General features: G+C 41.5%; 17 protein-coding genes. 3 read left to right on the plus strand and 14 right to left on the minus strand.

The genetic code is table 11. The features are described 5' to 3' along the window. Nucleotides 1-88 precede the first annotated feature (88 nt). On the plus strand, nt 89-3,001 hold the full coding sequence (locus M2273_RS13870; protein ID WP_429397757.1) for a glycoside hydrolase family 38 C-terminal domain-containing protein: 2,913 nt from the start codon (nt 89-91) through the stop codon (nt 2,999-3,001). A gap of 281 nt (nt 3,002-3,282) precedes the next feature. On the opposite strand, the gene M2273_RS13875 is transcribed toward M2273_RS13870, so the two are convergent. From M2273_RS13875 to M2273_RS13895, 5 genes are all read right to left on the minus strand, one after another. Beyond that, nucleotides 3,283-5,574, minus strand: coding sequence for a GH92 family glycosyl hydrolase (locus M2273_RS13875; RefSeq protein ID WP_429397759.1), 2,292 nt, complete (start codon nt 5,572-5,574; stop codon nt 3,283-3,285). A gap of 9 nt (nt 5,575-5,583) precedes the next feature. Continuing rightward, nucleotides 5,584-7,869, minus strand: coding sequence for a GH92 family glycosyl hydrolase (locus M2273_RS13880; RefSeq protein ID WP_429397761.1), 2,286 nt, complete (start codon nt 7,867-7,869; stop codon nt 5,584-5,586). 112 nt (nt 7,870-7,981) lie between these two features. Next, on the minus strand, nt 7,982-9,388 hold the full coding sequence (locus M2273_RS13885) for an alpha-L-fucosidase (RefSeq protein WP_429397763.1): 1,407 nt from the start codon (nt 9,386-9,388) through the stop codon (nt 7,982-7,984). A 26-nt stretch (nt 9,389-9,414) separates the two neighbouring features. Beyond that, on the minus strand, nt 9,415-10,086 hold the full coding sequence (locus M2273_RS13890; RefSeq protein WP_429397765.1) for a basic secretory protein-like protein: 672 nt from the start codon (nt 10,084-10,086) through the stop codon (nt 9,415-9,417). 180 nt (nt 10,087-10,266) lie between these two features. After that, entirely contained in the window at nt 10,267-11,310 is a 1,044-nt protein-coding gene (locus M2273_RS13895; RefSeq protein WP_429397767.1) for a LacI family DNA-binding transcriptional regulator, read from the minus strand. Between the two features lie 371 nt (nt 11,311-11,681). On the opposite strand from M2273_RS13895, the gene M2273_RS13900 reads away from it, so the two are divergent. Both M2273_RS13900 and M2273_RS13905 read left to right on the plus strand, forming a co-directional pair. After that, nucleotides 11,682-13,019 (plus strand): APC family permease, encoded by a 1,338-nt coding sequence (locus M2273_RS13900; protein ID WP_429397768.1) that lies wholly within the window; start codon nt 11,682-11,684, stop codon nt 13,017-13,019. A gap of 2 nt (nt 13,020-13,021) precedes the next feature. Further along, on the plus strand, nt 13,022-14,182 hold the full coding sequence (locus M2273_RS13905) for a trans-sulfuration enzyme family protein (protein WP_429397770.1): 1,161 nt from the start codon (nt 13,022-13,024) through the stop codon (nt 14,180-14,182). A gap of 163 nt (nt 14,183-14,345) precedes the next feature. Here M2273_RS13905 and M2273_RS13910 read toward each other — a convergent pair whose 3' ends face one another. The 9 genes from M2273_RS13910 to M2273_RS13950 all read right to left on the minus strand — a co-directional run bounded on the left by M2273_RS13910 (nt 14,346) and on the right by M2273_RS13950 (nt 26,681). Next, on the minus strand, nt 14,346-14,597 hold the full coding sequence (locus M2273_RS13910; protein ID WP_429397772.1) for a hypothetical protein: 252 nt from the start codon (nt 14,595-14,597) through the stop codon (nt 14,346-14,348). A 233-nt stretch (nt 14,598-14,830) separates the two neighbouring features. Continuing rightward, a complete protein-coding gene (locus M2273_RS13915) occupies nt 14,831-15,544 on the minus strand; it encodes a LytR/AlgR family response regulator transcription factor (protein WP_429397774.1) in 714 nt (237 codons plus the stop codon). Further along, complete coding sequence (locus M2273_RS13920; protein ID WP_429397776.1) at nt 15,541-16,566, minus strand: sensor histidine kinase; 1,026 nt, start codon at nt 16,564-16,566, stop codon at nt 15,541-15,543. The genes M2273_RS13915 and M2273_RS13920 overlap by 4 nt, the downstream gene beginning before the upstream one ends. Before the next feature lie 15 nt (nt 16,567-16,581). Beyond that, entirely contained in the window at nt 16,582-17,301 is a 720-nt protein-coding gene (locus M2273_RS13925; RefSeq protein ID WP_429397778.1) for a DUF2306 domain-containing protein, read from the minus strand. A 138-nt stretch (nt 17,302-17,439) separates the two neighbouring features. Continuing rightward, nucleotides 17,440-17,913, minus strand: coding sequence for a RidA family protein (locus tag M2273_RS13930; RefSeq protein WP_429397780.1), 474 nt, complete (start codon nt 17,911-17,913; stop codon nt 17,440-17,442). A 274-nt stretch (nt 17,914-18,187) separates the two neighbouring features. Beyond that, a complete protein-coding gene (locus M2273_RS13935; protein ID WP_429397782.1) occupies nt 18,188-20,074 on the minus strand; it encodes a PQQ-binding-like beta-propeller repeat protein in 1,887 nt (628 codons plus the stop codon). Nucleotides 20,075-20,077: 3 nt separating this feature from the next. After that, nucleotides 20,078-21,595, minus strand: a complete 1,518-nt coding sequence (locus M2273_RS13940) for a glycoside hydrolase family 10 protein (protein WP_429397785.1) — start codon at nt 21,593-21,595, stop codon at nt 20,078-20,080. A gap of 63 nt (nt 21,596-21,658) precedes the next feature. Next, nucleotides 21,659-23,380, minus strand: a complete 1,722-nt coding sequence (locus tag M2273_RS13945; protein WP_429397787.1) for a RagB/SusD family nutrient uptake outer membrane protein — start codon at nt 23,378-23,380, stop codon at nt 21,659-21,661. A 19-nt stretch (nt 23,381-23,399) separates the two neighbouring features. Next, nucleotides 23,400-26,681 (minus strand): SusC/RagA family TonB-linked outer membrane protein, encoded by a 3,282-nt coding sequence (locus M2273_RS13950; protein ID WP_429397789.1) that lies wholly within the window; start codon nt 26,679-26,681, stop codon nt 23,400-23,402. Between the last annotated feature and the right edge of the window lie 31 nt (nt 26,682-26,712).

Consider the following 26,712-nt stretch of genomic DNA (forward strand, 5'->3'; position numbering starts at 1 on the left):
CAGCTTGAAAAATCCATTAGAAAAATATATGTTTGTACATTATAACATATTAAAACTACGGCCACACTTTATTAGAAAACCTGATCAGATGAAAAACCACTGCATTAAAAGTCTGCGCTTTATAGCTACCCTGTTTTTTACTGGCATAATCGCCATTAGCGCTTACGCTCAAAAACCTAAGGTGGCATTCAGTTCCATAACCTTGCAACCTACTACTGCTTATTTAAAATACAATGCCGAAAGCAGGCGCATGGCAAGGCTGTTGTTTAAAAATGGTAAAAGCTTTAATCAGGGCATTGCAGTTGTTTCATTTAATGATCATACTGAAAATATTACGATTCCGGCCAGTGCCGATGGCCTGGATGTTTTTGAAGTAGCCTTACCTGGTCCGGCTGTAAAAATAGCTATGCAGGCTACTGTAACTTTAAAAGCAGGCGGCCAAACCTATGTGGCCCGCTGTATTATAGAGCCTGCCCGTGCCGACTGGAGCGTTTATGTATTGCCACACTCGCACGTAGATATTGGTTATACCAACACGCAGGACAAAGTGCTCAAGCTGCACATGGATAACATTGATGAATCCATTGATCTGGCCGAAAAAACGCAGAACTATCCCGCCGAGGCCCGTTTCAAATGGACCACCGAAGCCATATGGGTGGTTGATAATTACCTGAAACTGGCCAGTGACGAAAAGAAGGTCAGATTTTGGAATGCCGTAAAAAAAGGCTGGATCAATTTAGATGGCGCTTATGGCAATATCAATACCAGCATGACAGATTCGAGGCAATTGATGCAGATGTTCTCCAAATCGCAAAAACTGGCCAAAGAGCAGGGTATTGAAATTCATACCATGTTCCAGGGCGATGTACCGGGGGCATCATGGGGTTTAGCGGCACAAGCCGGGCAAACGGGTATCCACTACTTTTTATCGGGACCAAACGCGTCAGACCGTATCGGGAATTTAGCCAAATGGCAGGATAAACCTTTTTACTGGGTATCGCCATCGGGCAAGCAAAAATTATTGTTTTGGCAGTGCCAGCCCTACTCTATTGGTTATAAGTTAAAAGGAGCCAAAATACCTAACTTTTTCACCATTGATGAACCCAAGCCGTATTATACCGGTCGCCCGACAGAAAATTTCCTGAACCCATACCTGTTTCAATACCTCGGCGATCTGGAGCAAAATAACTTTCCATATAACATGTCTATCCTTACCTGGGCCATGAGCGATAACGCCCCCATTGACCCCGAACTACCAGATGCGGTTAAAGCGTGGAACGAGCGCTATGCTTCACCAAAGCTGATCATTACTTCGGTAAAACAGTTTTTTAATGATCTGGAAGATAAATACAAGAATGATATTCCCAGCTTCACCGGCGATTATACGGAGTACTGGACCGATGGTGTTTCATCAGCAGCCAAAGAAACCGCTTTAAGCCGCAATACATCCGACAGGTTAAAGCAAACCGGAGCTATATGGGCCATCCGCAATAAATCGGCTTACCCTGTTGCAGCTTTTGATGATACCTGGAAAAACTTATTATTATTCAACGAGCACACCTGGGGCGCTTTCAACAGCGTTGGTAAACCCGATGATCCCAAAGTAAAAAGCCAATGGGCCGTAAAACAGAGTTTTGTATTACGCGCCGAAAAACAAGTTGATTCTTTAATGTCGCAGGCATTAAAACCAGCAGCCGCCAAAGCAAATGCCATTGACGTTTATAACACCACTTCGTGGCCGCGTACCGATGTGGTTTATGTATCAGCAGCCCTAAGTAAAGCAGGCGATCTGATTAAAGATGCCGCCGGAAAAAAGATCCCGTCCCAGCGTTTAAGTACCGGCGAACTGGTTTTTGTTGCTGATGCCGTACCCGCAATGGGCAAAACCACCTATACCATTAATACCGGTAAAGCCTTTGCAAAAGGCGCGGCCAAAGTAACTGCAAGCAGTTTAACCAATGGTGTTTATACTATAGGTGTTGATGCCAAAACAGGTAACATTGTAAAACTAACCAAAGCCACCTCTGCTACCCGTAACTATGTTTCGGCTGATTCTGCAGGACTTAACCAGTACATATACATGCCGGGCGACTCATTGAAAAACCTGGTTACCAGTTCAAACGCCAGCATCAGTATTAAGGAAAAAGGTCCGCTGGTGGTAAGTTTGCTGGTTAAATCTGATGCTCCGGGCAGCAAAGGATTAACCCGCGAAATAAAGTTGATCAGCGGTATGGATAAAGTAGAACTGATCAATACCATAGATAAAACCGCCATCAGACGGAAAGAGAGCGTGCATTTCGCTTTTCCATTCAACGTTCCCGAGGTACAGGTTCGTTATAGCATTCCATGGGGCAGCTCCCGTGCCGAGGCTGATCAGCTTCCCTATTCCAACCATAACTGGTACACTATGCAGCGTTGGGTTGATATATCAAATGCTTCGTACGGTATTACCTGGTCGAGCCCGGATGCGCCATTGTTCGAGATCGGCAACATTACTACAGCCAATTTGCTGGGCGGGCTGCACCATTCGCCTCAATGGTTGTCGTTCACGCCGCAATCATCAAATATTTATTCATGGGTGATGAATAACCTGTGGCATACCAATTTTAGGGCCGATCAGGAAGGGCCCGCTACTTTCCATTACTTTATACAGGCGCATGATAGCGGTTTTGATAGCTTTAAAGCCAACCAAACCGGGCTCAATAATCATCAACCGCTCATAGTTGCGGCTGCTTCTGGTGAGCCTGAAAAGGGCTTGTTCTTTAAGATCAATGGCGACAATGTTTATGTAGAAGCTATAAAACCAACCGATGATGGTAAAGGTGTAATTGCCCAACTGGTAAGCTGCGGGGATAGTGATAGCGAGATAAGCATTACGCCAAACAATGTCTCATCAATTAAGATATGGGAAAGTAACCTCCTTGAAGATAAGCTGAAGGCATTAAATAATCATTTTACTATTCCGGCTAAAGGGGTGATGAGTGTGCAGATTGAACAGTAAGGTGGAACCGTTGATTAGTTTGATTACGCTGATTTAGTTGATTGACTTTGCTTGCCCCCCCGTGTACAGCGTTTTCTTTTAAGGTCTAAAATTCAAACACCTGATTATCAAGTGTTCATTAGTGTTCACGGCGTTCACGGGTGTACATATGAACGGTATAAGGTTTTCCGTTAATTAAAACCCGAACACCCGAACGCAACAAGCCTTAAGCTTGTCATGTTCGGGTGTATCGTTTAAATCAATCTCAACGAAATCAACGTAATCATCCCAAATCAGCGGTTCTACTTGTGCTTTGATCCCATATAAAAAGTGATCTCGCCGCCGTTTATGATATCGGCATGGCTGATGAATAAACTATTTAGTGTTTTTCCGTTCAGCACCATTTTCTGCACGTAAACATTTTTAGGGCTTTGGTTTTTAACATTGATAGTAAAGGTTTTACCATTATCCAGATTGATCACTGCGCCGTTAACCGCCGGACTGCCGGTTGAATACTGGTCAGAACCAGGGGCAACCGGGTAAAACCCTAATGAACTGAATATATACCAGGCACTCATTTGCCCGGTATCGTCATTACCACCCAGGCCATCAGGCGTTGGTTTGTACATGCGGGGCAATATCATGCGGATGCGCTCCTGTGTTTTCCAGGGTTTATCGGTCCAATTATACAGGTAGGCAACGTGGTGCGATGGCTCATTGCCATGCACATAATTACCAATGATGCCATCGCGGGTGATATCCTCTGTTTCGGCAAAATACTTATCAGGCAGGTTCATCGTGAACAACGAATCGAGGTATCCCACAAAACGCTTGTTGCCGCCCATCAGTTTAATAAGTCCTTCTGGGTCCTGCGGTGCAAACAGGGTATAGTTCCAGGAGTTACCTTCAATAAATCCCTCATTAATGGTACTCAAGGGGTCAAACTTTTGGCGGAAGGTTCCGTCGGCCAGTTTGGGGCGCATAAAGCCCGCTTTGGCATCATACACGTTCTTATAGTTCTGCGAACGTTTGATGAACTCCTCATAAATATCATTACGGTTCAGCTTTTTAGCCATCTGGGCTATAGCCCAATCGTCAAAAGCATACTCCAGTGTTGATGATACGGATACACCACTTTTTTCATCAGGAATGTAACCCAGATCAATATATGATCCTATGCCTTCATAATCGCGGTGACGGGCAGTGGCTACACAGGCGTCGAGTGCTTTATTGGCATCAAATGGGGCATTACCTTTTACCACGGCATCGGCCAGTACTACTACGCTGTGGTAACCGCTCATACACCAATTCTCATTACCTGAGTTTGACCATATTGGCAGCATTTTTTCGGGGCTCTGATCAAAATGCACCAGCATGGATTGTACCATATCCGCATTCCGCTTAGGATCAATAATATTAAACAGCGGATGCAGGGCACGGTAAGTATCCCACATAGAGAAGGTGGTATAATTTGTAAAGCCATCGGCTTTATGCACATTTTGGTCAAGCCCTTTATATTGCCCATCAGCATCCATGTAAATGGTCGGGTTGATCATGGCATGGTACATGGAAGTATAAAAGTTTTCCTTTGTTTCCTTGCTGCCTTGTATCACTATTTTATGCAGTTCGTTTTCCCATTGCTGCTGACCATCGTTCTTTACTTTATCAAAGTCCCAGCCTGGTATTTCGGTACGCATATTATTCAGCGCGCCATCCATACTTACCGGTGATAAAGCAAACTTGATCTTGATCTTCTCTCCCTCTTCAGTTTTAAAATCAAAGTAGCTCCTGATCTGGCGACCGGCTATTTCAGGGAAGTTTTTGGTTTGATTGAACTTGCCCCAGAAACCACCGTACACCTCGCGTTTATCATATTTTTTGTAACCATGCTGATAAAATGGCTTGGAGAAACTCATGGCAAAATACAGCGTACGGTTGCGTGCCCAGCCATTGGTTTGACGGTAGCCTATTACTGTTGAATCATTAATTACACGCAAGTAAGTCCAAACGTTTTTATCAGGATAGTTATAAATGCCTGCCATCAGATCCAATATGATATGTGATTGGTCTGATTTAGGGAAAGTGTACTGATGGAAACCCACACGGGTACTGGTGGTCATTTCGGCAATGATATTGCTTGCATCAAGCTTTACTTTATAGTAATTAGCCTGGCTAACCTCGTTCTGGTGTGAGAAAGCTGAGCGGTAACCGCTGCCTGGTTTATCTGCCGTGCCGGGGTTTAATTTTAAAGCGCCCACAGTTGGCATAATTAAAAAGTCGCCCAGGTCTGAGTGACCGGTACCGCTAAAATGGGTATGACTAAAGCCCACTATGGTTTTATCATCGTACTGGTAACCGGCACAATATTTATATACATCGGGGTTATATTTGCCATTTAGTTCGTAGCCTGCTGTATCGGTTTCAGGGCTTAGTTGCACCATGCCAAAAGGTACGGTTGCACCAGGATAGGTATGGCCCATTCGCTGGGTGCCAATAATAGGATTTACGTATTGTACAAGATTTTCTGCAGGGCGGATTTGCGCACTTCCCCCTACAGCAGCACATAATAAAAAGGCAGTGAATAGTTGTTTCATGTTATATAGTTAGTTTTTCCCTGATAAGGAAAATGGAAAATCTTTGTCTTGGGTACCGCGTGTTTTATTAGGTGTTGCAGTCATACCAACATTGATCACGGCTCCCTTCATTAATGCCTGATGGCTTAACCAGTTTGGGCTATACGTTTTACCATTTAGCTCAAATGTATGAATGTATCGGTTTTGATCACTGTTGGCAGGGGCATTTACAATAACTTTGTTACCGTTCTCGAGGTTTAATGTTATTTTTTTAAACAAAGGCGCGCCCAAAACGTACTGATCGCTGGCGGGGGTTACCGGGTAAAAGCCCATTGCCGAAAATACGTACCAGGCAGATGTTTGTCCGTTATCTTCATCGCCGCAATAACCATCAGGTGTGGCTTTATACATACGGTTCATGGTTTCGCGAGCCCAGTACTGTGTTTTCCAGGGTTCGCCGGCGTAATTATACAAGTATATCATGTGCTGTATTGGTTGGTTGCCATGCGCATACTGGCCCATATTGGCAATCTGCATTTCACGAATCTCGTGGATCACATCTCCATAGTAGCTATCGTCAAATACTGGCGGAAGGGTAAATACCGAATCGAGCTTGGTAACAAACTTTTGTTTCCCGCCCATCAGGTTTATAAGACCTTGCACGTCATGGAATACGCTCCAGCTGTAATGCCAGCTGTTGCCTTCGGTAAAGGCATCGCCCCACTTAAAGGGGTTAAATGGAGATTGAAAGCTACCATCCTTGTTTTTGCCGCGCATTAACCCGCTTGATGGATCAAACAGGTTGCGATAATTTTGGCTGCGCTTTTTGTATACCTCTATTTCTGATTGTGGTTTGCCTAAAGCTTTACCCAGTTGGTAAATTGCAAAATCATCATAGGCATACTCAAGGGTGCGGGCCGCGTTTTCATCAATTTTCACATCGTATGGAACATAGCCTAATTCATTATAATATTTAACACCATACCGGCCTGTGGCTGATATAGGCCCTTCATTATTTGCACCGTGCACCAGGGCATCGTATAAGGTATTGATATCATAACCGCGGAGGCCTTTTAAATAAGCCTCGGCAACAACCGATGCGGAATTATTACCCACCATAATGTCTGCATATCCAGGACTTGACCACTCGGGCAACCAGCCGCCTTCTTTATAGTCATTGATCAAACCTTCCTGCATTTCTTTATTGATGGATGGATAAACCAGGTTCAAAAATGGATAAAGCGCTCTGAAAGTATCCCAAAAACCAGTGCCGCCAAATAAATAACCCGGCACTATTTTACCATTGTAAGGACTGTAATGCACTATTTGATTTTGTGCATTGAGCTCATACAGTTTATTAGGGAAAAACAGCGTCCGGTACATACAAGAGTAAAAGGTGCGTGTTTGATCGATGGTGCCACCTTCCACATTGATGCGGCTTAATGTTTTATTCCAAACGGCTTTGGCTTTTTGGCAGGTTACATCAAAGTTATCATTACCCAGCTCGCGTTTCAGGTTAAGTTCGGCCTGATCAAAACTGATGAATGATGATGCCACTTTTAAATGTACCTTCTCGCCTTTTGAAGTTTTAAAACCAATTACAGCACCAGAGTGGGCGCTGGTTATCTCCAGCGAATCGGGGGCAATGGTTTTATCATGCCAGGCCTTAGCCAGGGTAAAAGGCTTATCAATATAAATAACAAAATAATTTTTAAAGTTGGTCATTTTACCACGGCTGTAACGGGTACTATAGCCAATGATCTTTCCCTCTTTAGGTAGTATTTTTATATAAGATGCTTTATTAAAAGCATCAACCACAATAAATGAACTATCTGATTTTGGGAAAGTGAACCTGAACTGTGCAGCCCGTTCTGTTGGGGTAATTTCTGTAGTTACATCAGCATCGGCCAGGAAAACGCTGTAGTAATATGGTTTGGCCGTTTCAGACTTATGCGAAAACCAACTGGCCCGCTGATCCTGGTCAAAACGGAGATGACCGGTTACCGGCATAATTACAAACTGCCCATAATCATTCATCCAGGGACTTGGCTGGTGAGTTTGTTTAAACCCGCGGATCTTATCGGCATCATAAGTATATTGCCATCCATCACCCATTTTACCTGTTTGCGGCGTCCAGGTGTTCATACCCCATGGCAGCGCGATTGCCGGGTAGGTATTCCCGTTTGAAAGATCAGGCTTTGACGCGGTACCCATTAAAGGGTTAATATAGTCTACAGGGCTATTACTCTTTTCGGCCTGTTGCGCATAAGTGTAAACCGACAGTACGACTAAAAAAGCGCTAAAAATTATTTTCATTAGTACAAAAATTAATTTACGGGGATAAAACCCTCATGAAGGTTTACAAAATACCCGTTCATGAGGATTTCATTATTATATTCACATCAGGTTTTAATTTCCTGACGGGTTATTATCTTCTTTCATTATAAACACCCACTTCGGCAATAGAAACCTGGCGGTCAGATGCATCTACAGACACTCTTACTTTGCTTCCCCAAACACGGTCAAAACGGAAGATCTTTACTCTGCCTTTATTCTCACCCGAAAACAATGGTTTCCAGGTTCCGTTTTCGCAATACTCAATATGCAATTTGGCAATGTTTGGTTTTTCTTCAGTAATGGCGATCGCGTTAAAACCCTGATCCCGATCAAAAGTGATCTCATACCAGGGTTTCTTCACTGTTGGGTTAGAGATCCATGAGGAGCGAAAATCGTCATCATTGGCAAAGTCCATAATATTGGAGTCGTCGCTCCAGCTGGAGTTAGAAAACTGGTTTTTAGCCAGGTTATGTGAAATAATGGGTGCATCCAGTTTGGGTAACTTAGCTACCGGGCCTTCATTTTTCCACAGTTCGCCTATCTTTTTCAGGGCCGCTAACGCGTTATCATCAATAAGGCCATCGCGGTTAGGGGCAACGTTTAAAATGAAATTACAATCAACGTTATTAAACGGAATGATGTTGTCATTTACCAGCTTAACAGGATCTTTTACCGCATCGGTAGGATCAGACAAATTCCAGAACCAGTGCTTTTGCAGCGGATAGCAGGAAAGTGCCGGCATATTGTTATTTTCTTTTGAGATATGCTGACCTGCACCCTGCTCATAAGTTTTAATATCGGTATAAAACATCCCCTCTGCCGGATACTTGGCGCCATTTAGGTCCATTAATAAACAATTTGGCTGTAATGATTTTACAAGACGATAAATTTCTTCGAACGGAACATCATCATATGAAATTCTTGACCACGGTGCATCCCAGCCATCAATGATCAGCGCACCTATATCGCCATATTTGGTGAGCAACTCGGTAATTTGCGCCTTGATCATATCAATATGCTTGTGTGTTATAGCGTTGGGCCTTAACCTGTGGTGGGTATCAAGTATAGAATAATATAAAAACACTTTTAATCCGTTGGCCCTGAAAGCATCAGCATATTCCTTAACCACATCCCTTTTCAGGGGGCTGTTCATCACATTATAATCGGTGGTTTTGGTATCCCAGATACAAAACCCGCTATGGTGCTTGGTAGTGATACAGCCATAAGTCATGTGGGCAGATTTGGCAGCCTTTGCCCATTGATCACAGTTAAGTTTGGTAGGATTAAAAATTGCTGGTGATGCTTCCGGATCAGCCCAATCCTGATCCAGATAGGTAGGGATGTTGAAATGGATAAACATACCGAAACGCAGGTCGACAAATTCCTGCTGCAACTGTGCCAGGTCTTTTACCGGTTTATTACTTTGTGCCTTTAATATAACAGACAGGCTGCAAAACAAAACAATGCAAATGACTTTTATACCGTTGTTAAATTTCATAATATAATTTATAGAATTGGTTACGCTTAAATAGTTGGATTAGCTGCATAAGCCGCCCAAAGTTCATCCAATGTTTTTCCCGTTTCGCTTTTCCAGCTATTATCAGTAAAGGTATGGTCACGTAATTGACTGTCCAAATCTTTTACTAAACCGGGCTTTATTCCTTTTTCAATCCAAACCAAAAAGCGGGCGGTAATGCGGTAGCTGTTTTCATAGTTCTGGCTGGTTTTAAAAGCAGGCAGCGTCCATTTTGCTCCTGCATTATCTACCCCGAATTTATACCGTGCATAATCAGCAATGCCCTCGGTTAACCATCCGGGTCCGTTGCTCTGAGCATAATCCTGTACTATGTGCATTACCTCATGAGTAACCACATCAATATCATGCGGGTGTTTGGCCATGTACTTCGAGCTAAAAACAACCCTGCCATTGTCTGTTGCAGCTACGCCATCATAAGCCGTATCAATAACAAAGGTTACATTTTTGGAGGTCTTTTTATTGTATGCCTTAGCTAATTTAGGATAAACCTCATAGAAAGTTTCAACCAGTTTATCTTTAAGGTCCTTGCTAAATGTAGCATCCTGGTTTTCGAAGGTAAGTTTATATCCTTTTTTATTAAAAACCTCGGAAGATTGGGCATGAGTGTTTTCAGTAAAAACAAGAGCAATCAAGACGCTTAAAAGAAATACTTTTTTCATTGAATAAATAATTGTTAAATATATAAGTTATGGCATTTAAAAATCATGTTAACAGCCCAAACAGATCAGTAATTTACTGCATGTGTTTATTTGATAAAACGTTTTACCAAATAAACACATTTTTTTTCTTTTTTTAATATGGGATACTCAATATTTTAGGAGGCAAATGCTTTACACGGTTTAAATCACCTTTTGATCAATCTTTTTTTTCATGACTGACCCCCGTTCAATCAACTTTGACGGAATTTGTAGTTTAATTTTTGATATATCGTACTTATCGGGACTCATTTGGGACAATAAAAGGTCAATTGCCGACTTTGCTATCTCGTAGGTGGGCTGCTGAATGGTTGTAATTCCAGGCGGGTATAAACTGAATACCTCATTATCATCAAAACTAACCACAGCCAGGTTTCCCGGGATGTTTAGTTCAAGTTCTTTGATACTTTGCAAGCCCATTGTGCCCAGGTAGTTGGTAGTAAAAAAAACAGCATCCATTTTTTTATGCTGAGCAATAAAGGTTTTTACGGCATTCACTGCTTCATCTTTATCTATATCGAAAGGCAGTTTAAAGATCAACTTTTTATCGTCCTTTATACCGTTGGCCTTTAAAGCCTCTTTATACCCCAACATACGGTCTTCCAACTGAACAAGGTCAAGATCGGCAGTTACAAGGCCTATTTTTTGATATCCGGCCTTAACAAGATGTTCAACCGCATTATAAGCGCTGCCATAATTGTCAACCAGCACATGCGGAATATCTAATCCCTGAAAATAGCCATCAATCAATACTACGGGTTTTTCATTGGCTATCAGGTTCTGTATCTCTTTTTCTAAACCTTTCATGGGAGTAACAATATAACCATCAACCAATTGCTGCGAAAGCATCCTGATCACATCTTTCCCCTTCTGGATATTATTATTAGTACTGCAATATATGATCCTGTACCCCTCCTTTTCTGCCTCCTCCTCTATAACCCTGGCCATTGCTCCAAAAAATGGACCTCCAATGCTTTCTACAATTAGCCCGATAACTTTTGAAACACCTGTGCGCAAGCCAACGGCCATACGATTTGGCTCATACCCGTTTTTGGCGGCTACGTCCAGTATTTTTTTTGATATCTCTTTACTGATACGACCCTTACCGTTTAAAACAAAGGAAACCGTAGTTATAGAGGTATTAGTAAGTTTTGCTATATCCTTTATGGATATTTTTTTATTTATCATTATATATGGGTCGTGATTTTCAGGTTTATATATCTGGATATAAAGACAATAAAATGTACTTATTAGTCATAGTCAAAAATATAAATTTATTACAAAGCAATGGGTATTTAATATCTTAACATTAAGCACTATTAACATTAATTAACATTTGCAATGTACGCAGAGCTCTATTACATATTAATAATTAATAATAATGTTACAACCCCACCATATCATATATAGTTTTAATATAATGCTTTAAAGCAATTTCTTGGTCGGTTATAAAATTGGTAAACCCGTTTACTAAAAAGAATTTAATTAAAAATATGTTTAAATTTCCGATGTCATTAACGGCCCCTTAACATTAAACATTTGATCCCCTATAACTAAATATGAGCATTACGCCCAAGCTTAACCGTTTTGATCTTTCCATGATCGTTATTAGTCTGGTGATAGGTATGGGTATTTTTGCAACCCCAGGTGAAGTAGCCACCAGTTCCAGTAATCCTTTTTTATATTTTGGTGCCTGGTTTTTTGGCGGAGCCGTAAGTTTATGCGGTGCGCTTACCTTTGCCGAGATCGGCGCCCGCTATCCAACCACAGGAGGTTTTTATAAGGTTTTTTCGCATTGCTTTCATCCCGCGTTTGCTTTTATGATCAACTGGATATTAGTGATCAGTAATGCAGCATCAGTAGCGGCAGTGGCGCTAATAGGTGCCCAATATATTAATCCTATAATAATGCCTGCAAATCTTCAAAATGATATGGGTATTAAAATCATAACCATAACGTCGGTGCTTATATTATATATCATTAACTTTTTGGGTATTAAAATGAGTGCAAGAACGCAAAACGTACTTACTATATTTAAAATAAGCATGATCCTTATTCTTTGCACCGCTGTTTTTAAAAGCCATGACACATTGGAAGCTTATAAAATCATTGAACAGGTTAATGATAATAATTACAGCGTGAGTGCGTTCGGAATAAGTTTGGTAGCTGTATTTTTCACTTACGGGGGCTACCAGCAAACTATAAATTTTGGAGGCGATATCATTAATGCGAAGGTTAATATCCCTAAAGCTATTTTTGCGGGGATGATTACAGTTATATGCCTATACCTGTTAATCAACTTTGCTTATTATTCTGTTTTGGGTATTAACGGGTTACAGCATAAAACTGCCCTGGCAGCCACGCTGGCCGGTGCCATTTTTGGCGCAATTGGCTATAAAATAATCTCATTATTAATGTTTGTATCGGTACTGGCCTTTATCAATGTAAATATTATGGCCAACCCAAGGGTTTATTATGCCATGGCCGAAGATGGGATATTACCGAAAAAATTTAGTCATGTTAACCAGCAAACCCAGGTACAGGAGTTTGGCTTAAGTTTTTTTGTAGCTGCTGTACTTATTATATTATTTTTCGTGAGCTCGTTTCAGAAAATGCTGAGCTATGTTATGTTTTTTGACACCGTTGGCCTCTCTACAGCCGCCGTTACTATTTTTATTTTAAGAAAAAAAACCAAACACCTTGACGGAACCGGCATTTATACCATAAAGTGGTACCCCCTTATCCCCATTATTTTTATTGCTACTTACTGGTTTGTTACTATAAGTATTTTTATTGAAAACCCTTTGGCTGCGCTGATATGCCTTTGTGCATTTGTTGCTGGCCTTATCATATATTTTGTAACTAAAAACAGCCAAAAACCAATCTCAACACCTTAATTATGGAACTTTCATTTATATTAAATGAACTGGGAGAAGAAAGAGAAAACTATTTTAATGCAGTTTCGCCCCCTATTATACAATCAAGTAACTTTACCTTTAATACGGTAACAGATCTCAGACAGGCCATGGCCGATGAATTTGACACCAATTTGTATTCGAGGGGGCAAAACCCAACGCTTAGTATATTAAGGAAAAAACTGGCGGCACTGGATGGAGCCGGGGATGCTTTAGTATTTAGCAGCGGAATAGGGGCAATTAGTGTGCCTCTGCTATCGTTACTGCAAACAGGAGATCATATTATTGCAGTTGAAAACCCATACAGTTGGACCATAAAACTTTTTAAGGAGTTTTTGCCCAAATTTGGTATAACCACCACCTTTATTGACGGAACTGACTTTAACAACTTTGAAAACGCGGTTAAGCCCCAAACGCGGTTGATATACCTGGAAAGCCCCAATACTTTTAGCTATGAATTACAGGATATAAAAAGGGTTGCAGCTTTTGCCAGATCGCGGGGCATCATGACAATGATTGATAATAGTTATTGCAGCCCTATATATCAGCAACCCATCAGTATGGGCATTGATTTGGTTGCACAATCGGCCACAAAATATATAGGCGGACATTCAGATGTAGTGGCCGGTGTGCTTACAGGCAGTAAGGAATTGATCAGGCAGATATTTGACCACGAATTTATGAACCTGGGCCCCGCAATTTCGCCACATTCTGCATGGCTGCTACTAAGGGGACTAAGAACGCTGCCATTGCGCCTGCAACGTAGTTTTGAAAGCACAAAAGTTATTACCCAATGGCTAAATGACCAGGAAGCAGTACAACAGGTAATATGGCCCTTTAGCAAGGACTTTAAACAGACAGAACTGGCCCATGAACAAATGCAGGGCTGCGGCGGATTATTTAGTTTTACCTTAAAAAATACTTCGTTCAAAAAAATTGAGGCTTTTTGCAATCACTTGCAGCATATATTACTGGCAGTTTCCTGGGGAGGGCATGAAAGTTTAGTACTCCCATCCATAGCGTCAATTACCGAGCATCAATATATATTAACGGATGAACGTCACCAGCTCATCAGGATGTATGTTGGTTTAGAAGATCCCCAATATTTAATAAATGATCTGCAACAGGCATTAGCTAAAATCTAATATCCGGATACCGGTTACTTATGGTATATTATATCGTTAAATAATTAGTAGAGCGGCACTTGTTTTACTACTTTTTCAACATATTTAAAAAGCAAAAAGGGTTTGTTAGTACCAAAGCACTAACAATACCCTGTATTAACTTGTTATGAAGAAGTTACGCTTGTTAGGGGTGCTTTTCCTGCTTGTAAGCAGTATCGCATTGATGCAAGTGATTTTTGCCTCTGAAATGACCAAAGCTGTTACGCATGATTATAGCATTAGAAGCTATAAAGAGCACGATCACCAAAATAGCCGCCACCTTTGTTATATTAGCTAACGCGGGCTTTTTTGAAAATCCGCCAAAAATGTAACCGATTATAAATACCATACAGGTAACAAACAGTATCCGTATGATGATGATGAACCCAAATCCCATGATCGTAAAATTTAATGGTTAAAAATTATTTGTATTTACTTAAAAGTTCCTGATCATCTCTGCGATATCAGTAAAAGCAGGAAAGCGGCAGTGCTATACTTTATGATACTGTTTTTCATAGCCTGTTAGTTTTTCATACTATTTACAGGCAAAACTATAAGGCTGGATATTACCTTTTTTGGAGAGTAGACAAGGGCGGGAAGTGTGGCGACAAAAGCGGGAAGTATAGAAACTTAATGCTCGGGGCGATTCAGTATTTGAGCGATATTCTCCTTATATGATTCACTTACAGGGATTTCTTTTTCGCCTATGCAAACAAAATCGCGTTTTACGGTGGTAATTTTACGGGCGGCCACCAAAAAGGATTTATGGGTACGGATAAAGGCCGGCACTGGGAGCTTCTCTTCGGCGGCTTTGATGGTCATGCGGGTAAGCACCGGCTTGGGCGATGATGACAGGTGAATCTTGATATAATCTTTTAGCCCCTCAATATAATCAATATCGGCTACTACAATTTTCACGAGGGTATATTCTACATTCACGAAGAAATCTTCCTGCCCTTCGCTTATAGCCGACTTACTGTTTTGCTGTAGTTTGAACAGATCATTAGCACGGTTACAGGCTTTTAAAAAACGATCAAAGCCAAAGGGTTTCAATATGTAGTCAACCACGTTCAGGTTAAAGCCTTCCAGCGCGTATTTTTCATAAGCGGTAACCAAAATTACCAGCGGCGGGTTATTTAACGACTCCAGAAATTGCAGCCCGTTTAACCGGGGCATCTGTATATCCAAGAATATCAGGTCAACCTGTTCTGTTTGTAAAACCTCAATGGCTTCCAATGGGTTTTTACAGGCTTTCACCAAATGCAAAAAGGGTATCTGCCGGATGTTATCTTCCAGCAGTTCCCTAACCAACTGTTCATCATCAACTATAATACAACGCATCATACAAGCTTCAAAGTTAAAGTAATGCTAAATAAATTGTTCTGATCATTTATAGTTAGCGTATAGCTGTCTTTATACAACAGGTTTAACCGCGACCGCACATTGCTCAATCCGATGCCAGAGCTTTCATCTTTGTTAACCAAAGGCTCATCCTCAAACTTATTCCGTACTTCAAATATCATCAGGCCTTGGTGTACTGATAATTCAATGTCAATTTGGGGGTGTTTATTATAACCTACCCCGTGTTTAAATGCATTTTCTACAAATGGGATCAACAGCATTGGTTCAATGGTATATTGATCATCCTCATTATCCAGCTCAATCCTGCTGTTAACCTGCACATCGCTGCCAAAGCGAAGTTTCTGCAGTTCGATATAACTGCTCAGGTATTCAATTTCTTTTTGAAGGGCTACCTTTTTACCCTGGGCATCATAAAGCATATAGCGCATCAGATCTGACAGCATAATGAGGGATTGCTCCAGTTTATCTGACTTTTTGCGGGCCAGGGATACCAGGTTGGTCAACACATTAAACAAAAAATGCGGACTGATCTGCGAACGAAGGAATTTCAGTTCAGTTAATAGCTGTGCTGCCTGTTTTTCCTTTTGCTCCCGTTCAGAACGAATGCTGTCGACTATTCTGCAATAAATGATACTGATGATAAAAACAGCAATGGACGGGGGGAAAACAAACTTATATACCGATGCATCCCTCATAATTTCTGGAAACCAGGCAGCCATGATATGATATTTTAACCAAAAAGACCCAAATACAAGCAGGGTACAACTTAAAATATAAAGGAACCAAAAACGCCTGTTATAAAATCTGGGGTACAGGTAAAAAACATTTATATAAAAAATGGCCATGTGGATAATGCCGGCCTCTGTAAAGAACAAACCGGGGATTGAACCTATTTTAAACCCACTTGCAGCAGTCGAAACAAAGTAGGGCAATAACAGTAGTACACCCCAAATAAGTACATGAAGTGTGATGCTGATATGCCGGGGCTTTATAATTACTTTCATTTAATGGTTTAAATACTATCGGTACATAAATTTAATAAAAGGATCTTTGGTTAGTGTGTTTACAGGTTTTTTAGTTTTTACCAGCCGGGTTTTACTGATCCAAAACTCCGCAACAACGAGGTGAATCACAAAACCTATCCAAAAGCCGATACCAAAGAATTCGTGCGGAGTTAAACCTGTAAAACGACTGGTGGCGAAGAAAACACCATTGATGACCCTGATGGTTGCTACAGCCAGTCCTATGCTGTAAGCCCGGATTACCCACTCGCGGTGTGTTGCAATTTTGCGTTGCAGGATTTGCTGAAAAGCCTTGATCAGCGCGTACAAAAAGAACAGTGAAAACAAAATGGTTGCTGCGGCCTGGTTAAGCCCGCCAATTGCAGGCATGGCAAAACTCATCACTAAACCGGTTATTCCTATCATGATGCCGCTTATCAAAAACAAACGGCCACCAATACGGTGCCACCGGGGATAACGGACACGAATATTTTGGATAAACTGAAACGGCCCTGTAATAACAAAGATAGGGCCCGGAATAATGTGGATAAGCGTTAATACAGGATGATGCGCAAAAATATCATCCATCTGTGTAAACTTTGAAACTGTAGCAGGTGGATGACAACCATTTATAAGCACCGGCACTAAAAGCAGCGTTCTGCGCACTACAATAATAAGCCCGATGAGTGATAAAAAGGCAACCGAACCGTACAATGTTTTAATGTTTGACTTGGTCATTTCACACTAAATTAACTTGCATGCTTAAACATTTATGATAAAACTACCTAAGCAAATGTTTATCACAGGGAAGAGTAGACCAAACAGGAAATTGTGTAGACCAAACGTAAGATCACGAAGATTTAATAATACTAAACCTTACTGCTTTTTCCGGATAACGGCCGTGGCTTCAATTTCAACTAAAATATCATTTCTGAAAAGTTTACCTACTTGTACAAGCGTACTGGCCGGCGGATGGCTGACATTTACAAATTTGTCCCTGATGTTGCGAATTACCTGCACCTGCGAAGCATCCAACATATAATAGTTGAGTTTTACCACATCATTCATAGAGCCACCTGCACTTTCAACTATATTTTTGATGTTGGTGAACACTTGCTGAACTTGCTGGGCAAGGTCATTCTTACCTACCAGGTTTCCCTCTTTGTCAAACGCTACCTGGCCGGACATAATAACCATGATACTTTTGCCCAGATCAATAGTAACAGCCTGCGAATATCCTTTGGGTGTGCTTACTGAAGGTGGATTTATAAACGCTACATCCGGTAGGCTACTTTGTGCAAAACATGCTGAAGAAATGCATAAAAGGATCAAATAAAGGTGCTTTTTCATAATTGGTATGTTGTAATACAATTATAACAAATCATCCTTCAGAATTGTATCGCCTTAGAAAAATCAATAAAACGGATTGATGCTTGTGTTTCAGTTACAACAATTAACAATATGTCATTGCGAGCGTAGCGTGGCAACCGACCATAGGGAGCTCATTAATACAATAAAAACAAACACAAGATTAATAATCTCACCATACAGGTTGCACAAGCAAAGTTCGTTACTTGTCCTTTGAGATTGCTACGCTCGCAATGACATGCTTTATAAATCCAACCTATTTACCTTTTATGCTTTGCAGGCAGTTTACTTTGCCATCCATAGTGCTTGCGTAAACAGCATTATTAAAAGGCAATATACTGTTCATTAAACAGTTGGATACCTTGTATTTCCATAGAACACTGCCGCTTTTACGATCGACAGCATAGGCTGTACCCGAATGGGTTGGTACGTAAATTACTCCCCGATCTTCTACTATAGCAGAAGGATCAAGCTCATAAGGTAACTGTAATGACGATTTCCAGGCAATTTGCAGGGTGTCGGCTTTTGTTGATATGCCCAATAATTGACCATCCATTGTTTTGGCATATACCAATGCGCTATCTGTTGATAAACCCATTGATTCCCTCACCCTATTATGGGCTACCCGCGCACGCCACAACACTTTGCCTGTTGATGCATCCAAAGAGGTCATATACTGATCGGGGGCTACAATAAATACCCGACCATTGGTGGCAACGGGATAACATGCCGCGGGCGAAAACATACGGTTGGATGAACCATTGCTCCATTTCCACACCAGTTTACCAGTGGCGAGGTCGAGCGCATAAAAATCATTGGCCCAGCAGCCAAAATATATTTTATCCTGGTAGATCAAAGGCTTGGTTACCACAAAACCCTTTACCTGATCAAAATCCCACAATAATTTACCCGTAGCTAAATGCAGGGCACGAAAATGCCCGTCAGATGCACCTATGTAAACGATATCATTTTTTATTATTGGCGAAGCTATAACAGCTTTCTCAGCAGCGGTTTTCCAGATGAGTTTACCCGTAACTGCCGAAAGGCAATAGATATAATTGTCGGATGAACCGGCAACCACATAATTACCAGACACAAACGGGGTGGAATATATTTTACCACCAGTGGCATATGACCATACCTGCTTCCCGTTGCTTTTATTTAAAGCATATATCAAACCTTTCGTATCGGTTAAAATAAGTTTGTCTTTTGCTATGGCCATCCCCGCTCCTATATCGCTTTGATCCTGATAGCTCCATAAGGCCTTTACCCTTGCCGGCTTTTTATTAACGGCATAGGAAGGGCGGTAATATTGTGCGGTGTCTTTGTTAAAATGATGATCAAACAGCGCTGTTTCGGCCCATTTGCGGTTGGTTTGTATAACCGGTTTACGCTCTTCAAATGTGGCCTTACCATTTTCAAAAGTGACTATATTATACCCCCCAATACTATCATTGGCCCTTAAGTTGGAGCGCCCCATTACACCGGGGATGCCATCAAAAGTATAGGTATGGTTATTATGCCCATGGCCACACAAAATGAGCTGGATATTTTTCTGCTTCAGTTTATTAATTACGGTATACCAGTTATTTTGTGAGGAATCCTGCGGATAATGGTTCAAATACACAACCGGAGTTGCCGGTGGGGTATGATTTAATACCGAATCAAGCCATACGATGTTTTCCCGTGGAACCTGCCCCGGGCCCATCCGCATATTAGGGCCCGAGCTGGTGGCCGCAAAAAGATATCCGCCATAATTAAAAGCGAAGGTTTCTCCTCCAAAAACCTTTTTAAAGGTATTGCTCCCACTTTCAGACCAATTGGAATCATGATTACCCGGAATAATGTACCACTTTTTATTCAGGCTATCCAGAATTTGCTTAGCCAGTTTTAGCTCATCATCTGCACCGAACTCTGTTATATCACCGGTAATTACAACAAATTTCAAGTCATTGTTAGCATTAATGTCTTTCACTGTTCTGCGCAAGTCCTCCGCAGCTGTTGCATTGCCTATATTGATATGGGTATCCGAAACAAACGCGAATTTGAACGACTGGGCTTTAGCAATGCCTATTGTTAATAATAGTGCTAATAAAAAGGAGGTTAATTTTTTATTATTAATGGAGATAGGCGATGTTGACATATATTATTTTTTTAGATCAATTAGGGCTGCTTTTGATGGCCAGCCTTCGTTTTTAAGCCTGTCAATAGCGGTAATTAAATATCTGTAGCGTGTTCCGCTTATTGCGGTAGTATCGGTGTAAGATCTCAGGGTTTTATCAAAACTTATCTTGATGATATGTTGAGGGCGATCAAGATCAACCTTTTCGCCTTTCTTAAACCTGTAAATAACATATCCATAAACACCCACCGGTCGTTTCCTTAAATATGACCACGTTAGCTGTACCTTGTTGTTCTGAGATAAAACATTTAAGCGTGCCGGAGCCTGTGGCACAGATTCGCCAAGCCATATCATTTGGGGCGGTAATGCCGGATACTGGTAAAATTCCATACGGAGAGAATCCTGAAACCCGGCTAAATTATCGGCAAGTGACTTCGAGCTGAAAAACACGCTGCCCTGTACCCGTGCATTTTTTCGTAGTTCGCGCATCTGGTTGGATAATTGTCTTTTATCGCGCCAACCCTCGCGGTTTTCCATAGCCCTGTACACTCCCTGACCAATGTATAAATGCTTGTTAAAAGTGTTTTTACTCCACCAGTCTAACAGCTTTTCATATGGGGCCGCGGCATAATAAAAAGGAAAATAGATCTGCGGGTTTACATAATCTATCCAGCCGGAGCGTGTCCAGTTGCGGGCATCAGCAAACAATTTACTATATCCCGAAAACCCGGTTGACTGTGATCCGTTGGGATCATCTTTAAGGTTACGCCATATACCAAACGGACTTATGCCAAATTTTACATATTTTTTTGCAGCATGGATACTATCAGACAGCACATGGATCAGGGTATCAACATTATGCCTGCGCCAGTTATCAATATCATCAAAGCCTTTGCCATATTGCGCATAGGTTGTAGTATCGGGCAGTTTATTCTTTCCGGGATACGGATAAAAATAATCATCAAAGTGTACGCCATCAATATCGTAATTGCGTACTACATCCATAATTACACTAATGATGTAACTGCGCACTTCGGGCAAGCCTGGATTAAAATACTTTTTACCGCCATAGGTAAAAAACCATTCAGGATGTGTGCGTGTAATGTGAGTTGCGCTGATGTTTGAATCGATCAGGTCGTTAGTTGCCCGGTACGGGTTAAACCAGGCGTGCAGCTCCATGGCGCGTTTGTGAGCCTCGTCAATTGCAAATTTAAGCGGATCATAAAAAGGCTGCGGTGCAAGCCCCTGTTTGCCGGCCAGGAACATGCTCCAGGGTTCGCGGCTTTTGGCATATAATGCATCGGCCGATGGTCTGATCTGTAACATAATGGCATTTACACCACTTTTTTGATGCTCATTTAAAATGTTTATGAGCTCTTGTTTTTGCACATCAGAACCTAAACCACGCTTTGAAGGCCAGTCGATATTTTGAACCGTAGCCACCCAAACTCCCCTAAACTCACGTTTAGGGTTAGTTTGTGCATTTACCAGCTGTGCAGCTATGCAAAAAAGACACAGAAAATAATAGTATAACCTCTTCATGCTCATGACCAATTTATAAAAGCCCCTTCCTGATAGAACAGGAAGGGGCTTTATGCTTCTTTGTTATTGCCAACCCGGATTTTGTTTCAGATCCACACCCTGATCCTTATACAATTTTATTTGATCTAAAGGTAAGGGACTTAAATAAACTTTAGGGTCATTAAATATCCTTTGTGTCTCGGCTTTTGTAGCGGGTACTACGTAACCCTGAGCCGCATTGTTTTGTGTGGCCACTGATAAAGTAGCGGGATAATCGACCCTGTTGATCCATGCGCCTAAGTTAATATCAGGATTTCCCTGTGTATCCAGATACTGGTATTTTTTCCATTTTTTAAGGTCATCATTCCTGAAACCTTCCATCATCAGTTCGGTACGGCGCTCGCGGCGTATTTCCCATAATAAAGAGGAAACAGAAGGATCTCTTTTAGGATCATCATAAACTGCACCATTTACGGCCGGCAACCCACCCATTACCTGCAGATCGGGCAAGTTGATACCTGTACGCTTCCTTAGTTTGTTAATGGATACATCAAGGTCATTTTGTGTTAAAGTTCCCAGTTCGGCACTTGCTTCTGCGTAGTTTATCAGCACTTCGCCATAACGTATTACAGGGGCCTGGGTATCATTCAAATTACTGTTTCCATTGGTTAGGTCCTTAATATCCGCATTAAAGAATTTTAATACCGCATAACCTGATGATGAATAATTTGATACCACACCGTTAAGCCTTATTGCAGGTACAAAGGTAGCGCTAATGCGGGGGTCTCTGTCTGCCATAACATCGGCGATGGCCTTATCTCCTTTATAAAGCGGAGATATGCTAATAGGCAGCCCATCTTTACATAAATAGGATTCAAGGGCGTTTTTTGAAGCACCGGTTTGCGGCTCTTTATTCACATAACTTTGCAGGCTATGCGTAAGCAACCCGGTTTGATATTTCCGGTATAATATTATTTCGGGGTTGGTTGAAAGGTCAAGCGAGTTGAACAGTTTTCTGTAATCGGGTGCTACTGAATAACCTCCTTTGGTGATCACCTCATTAGCTGCCCATTTTGCTGCTGTAAGGTACTCTGTAGCTTTTGCAGCATTGTTAGCCTGGTATTTTTCCCAGTTGCCCTCAAACAAAAACACCCTCGACATAAATGCCAGCACAACATATCTGTTTACTAAAAGCCCCGGTGTTCCTGCTGTAGCATCAACAGGACGAACGTTGGCGGCGGCATAATTAAAATCGGCCAATACGCTGTCCATTACTGTAGTACGCAGATCGCGCGGGCGGTAAAGCTCTTTAGTGTCAGTTTCTGCAAGTACTTTACCATACCATGGAAAATCGCCATATTTTTTCACTTTATTGGCAAATTCCAATGCACGGAAAAAACGGCCAATACCTGTCCAATGCTTAATAGCTTCATCAGGCATGGGTACTCTTTTAATACGGTCAATAAAAAGATTTTCCCGCCGAATATTTTTAAATGACCAGGCAGCATCTCCTGCATCAGTTGCGGGTACGTTTTTGGTAAAAGTTGTTGGGGTTGTAGGTGCAAAATCATCGTTTAAACTTTCGCCCGAAAAATACCCCCCCCAGCTTAGGTCAAAACCAGAAGCGTAACCAGGAAAATAGGTAGGATAAAGGCCATAAGCAAAAGTTCTTACATTATTTTCGCTTGTCCAATACGTATCATCGGTTAGTTTATCGAGAGGTAATTTAGTTAGAAAATCATCGGTCTTTTTGCATCCCCAAGAGATAAGGATTAAACCGAACATTAAATATTTTAGCGTTTTCATAATTTCTTCTTTAATAAAATTAAAATGTCACCTGTAATCCTGCGGAATATGTTTTTCTGTACGGATAAACACGTCCGAAACCGGCACGGTCATTATCAATCTGTGTTTGCGAAAAATCAGTTTCCGGATCAATGGCAAGGTTTCCTAAATGATCAAATGTTAATATATTTTCGCCGCTGAAGAAAACACGCAGCTTTGTTATCCCCAATCTCCGGGTAACTCCTTTAGAGAAAGAATAACCAAAATTCAGGTTCTTTAAGCGCAGATAGGCCATATTGAGCAGATACCTGGTTTGAGGCTGAAAGTCCCATTTGTCGGCAACTGCACCATAATCAGTTGGCCTTGGGTAATAGGCATTAGGATTAGCTTCTGTCCAGTAATCCATCTGATTGGAGTACCAACCTTCTGCGCCCCTGAACCCGGGGATAAAAACAGAACCGCTTGCCCACAGATCGCGCTTACCCACTCCTTGAAAATACACATTCAGATCAAAGCCTTTCCATTCAGCCCCCAATCTTAAACCGTATTGATAACGCGGAGTTGAGTTACCGATAATTTTTTTATCACCGTGATCATCAACCGTATTGCTGCCCTGATAAACTACACCGTCACCATTCAGGTCCTTATATTTAACATCGCCTGGACCGAAATAAAATGAACCACTTTCCAATTGAGTTTGTGAAGCCACACCCTGCGCATATACATAATGCCCTGCCGCGTCTTTACCCGCAAAATCACTCGCTGTGAATAAACGATCTGTCTGATAGCCCCATATTTCGCCCAGCTTCATGCCCTCATAATACTTTGAATTCAGAGCAGCTATCGGGTCTGGAAGCTGTCTGTTTGTTTGAGCAAACTTGGTGATTGTTTCCTGCGCATCAGACATTGTTGCTGTTGCACTAAAATGAAACCCGCCAGAAAAAGTATGGTTATAATCAATGGCTAACTCCCATCCTTTACCCTGCAATTCGCCAAAATTACGTAATGGAGCGGCAGTACCAAATGAGCTTGGAAGTGTTGCACCCTGACTGATCATATTGCTGGTAGTTCTGTTATAAACATCAAATGTTAATCCGAGCTCATCATTTAAAAAACGTGCATCTAAACCGATATCTGCCGTTCTGATAGTTTCCCAGGTTAAAATAGGAGAAAGTGCACCCGGTGTACCTATAGTAACAGCATTACCTGATGGCAATAGCCAGTTTGAATTTTGCCCTAAATAATTTATTAAGAATAAACTTGTACCTGCCGGTGAATTACCTACTATAGACTGATTACCTACCGAGCCATAAGACCCTCTTATTTTCAAGAATGACAGAAACCCTTTACTCCAGTCCATATATGATTCTTTGGTAAGCACATAACCTGCCGAAGCTGATGGAAAGAAACCATACAAATCGTTAACCGGAAAGCGTGATGAACCATCAATACGTCCATTCAATTCTAACAGATACTTGTCTTTGTAGGCATAGTTAATACGGCCAAAATAACCCAGAGTTGAATAATGAGCATCGGATCCGGTTACAAATTGATCGCCGGTAGCCAACGGAATTTCGCCAAAATCAGGATCAAGTAAATTCCTCCTCTCCGACGACTGACTTGTGTTTTGATTAAGTTCTATATCACCACCCAAAATAAATTTAAGCGAATGATCGCCTATATTTTTATTATAGGTAGCAAATAATTTACCTGTGTTTACTGTCGACCAATAAGAGTAATACCGCGCCTTATTGTAAGAAGCACTTTGATAACCGGTATAATTTAACGCGGTTCCGTTAAATGACCAGAAATCATAAGCCATAGTGTTGCCACCGGTTTGGTGTAAATGCTCATTAGTGCCTGAGTAAGTATAATCGGCATCAAGGGTTAAACCCGGAATTATTTTAATGGTACCCCCTACTGATATTCTTGACAAATTATTTTTATCCTGATCCATTTTTGCCTGCTGAACCTCGGTTACAGCACTTCGAAATGGCAATCCGTTGAAAGTACCATACGGATAGTTGGCCGGCCAGCGATACAAGTAATAATAAGGACCGTACTGTGTACCCGAGAAAATGAAAGGGGTAGACGTTAACGTATTGGAGAATATAACCTTAGCACGTGCATCCAGCCATTTAGTTGGGCTTGCGCCTACACCTAATGAAAAGTTATAACGATCAAATTTATCCGGATTTACTTTTAGTACACCGTCCTGGTTAAGGTAACCTAACCCCACGTTGTAATTTATTTTTTCGCTTCCACCACTTATACCAACATTGTGCGATTGCTGCGGGGTCCAGTCTTTCAAATACATTTTGCCGGCATCCCATGAACGGTAAAAGTATAATTTACCACCAAGGATGTCAAAATCACGGCCCTGTACCATTTCGGGACTTAGGTTTTGACCGCCGTATTGGGTTTCCCAGTCGCGCATTTTTTGTATGGATGCAGCATCAACAGAATAACCGATAATACTGAAACTGGATGTGTTGGGGTTAAAACGCTGCAGTGCCAGTAATGAAGCCTGTGAGTTATCTGCCGCGGGTGCCAATTTTATCTGGTTTGTTGGGGATGACCAAGCAAAATTGTTAGAATAGGTTATGCGGTTAGTACCGTTACGTTTACCTGTTTTGGTGGTAACTAATATTACCCCAAAGGCCGCTCTTGTACCATATATAGAAGCCGAAGCCGCATCTTTCAACACCGATATAGATTCAATATCATCAGGGTTAAGCAATTGCAAACTGGGGATCTCTACGTTATCAACCAATATTAAAGGTGCCGCTCCGGCTGCACCTGTATTAATTGAACCAACTAATCCCCGCAACCTTATTTTAGGGTCAGTTCCCAAGTCGCCTGTAGCGGTGGTAATGGTTAAACCCGGAACAACGCCCTGCAATCCCCGCGCAACATCGGTAATGGGCCGCGACTGTAAAACCTTCGTATCTACCGTGGCAACCGCACCCGTTAAGTTGGCCCGCTTTTGCGTTCCGTAACCAACAACCACTACTTCATTTAATGATTTGGTATCGGCACCAAGTTTAACGTTAATGGTGCTGGCGTTTACAGATACTTCTTGTGTAGCAAAGCTTATAAAGCTGAATACAAGTACCTGGCCTTTGCCGGCGCTAATTGAATACGAACCGTTCACATCGGTAACAGTACCATCAGAAGTTCCTTTTATTTTAATTGAAACCCCTGGTAATACACTTCCATCATCTGCAGAAGTCACTTTTCCGCTAATTGTTTTTTGCTGGGCCATAACCTGTACCGACAAAAACAATAAAGCCAGAAACGTTTTAAGTAGCTTTTTTTCCATAATTGTTCATTTAAATGTTCAGTAAAACTTT

It is taken from the genome of Mucilaginibacter lappiensis, from assembly GCF_050433765.1.
In the GTDB taxonomy this organism is placed as follows: domain Bacteria; phylum Bacteroidota; class Bacteroidia; order Sphingobacteriales; family Sphingobacteriaceae; genus Mucilaginibacter; species Mucilaginibacter lappiensis_A.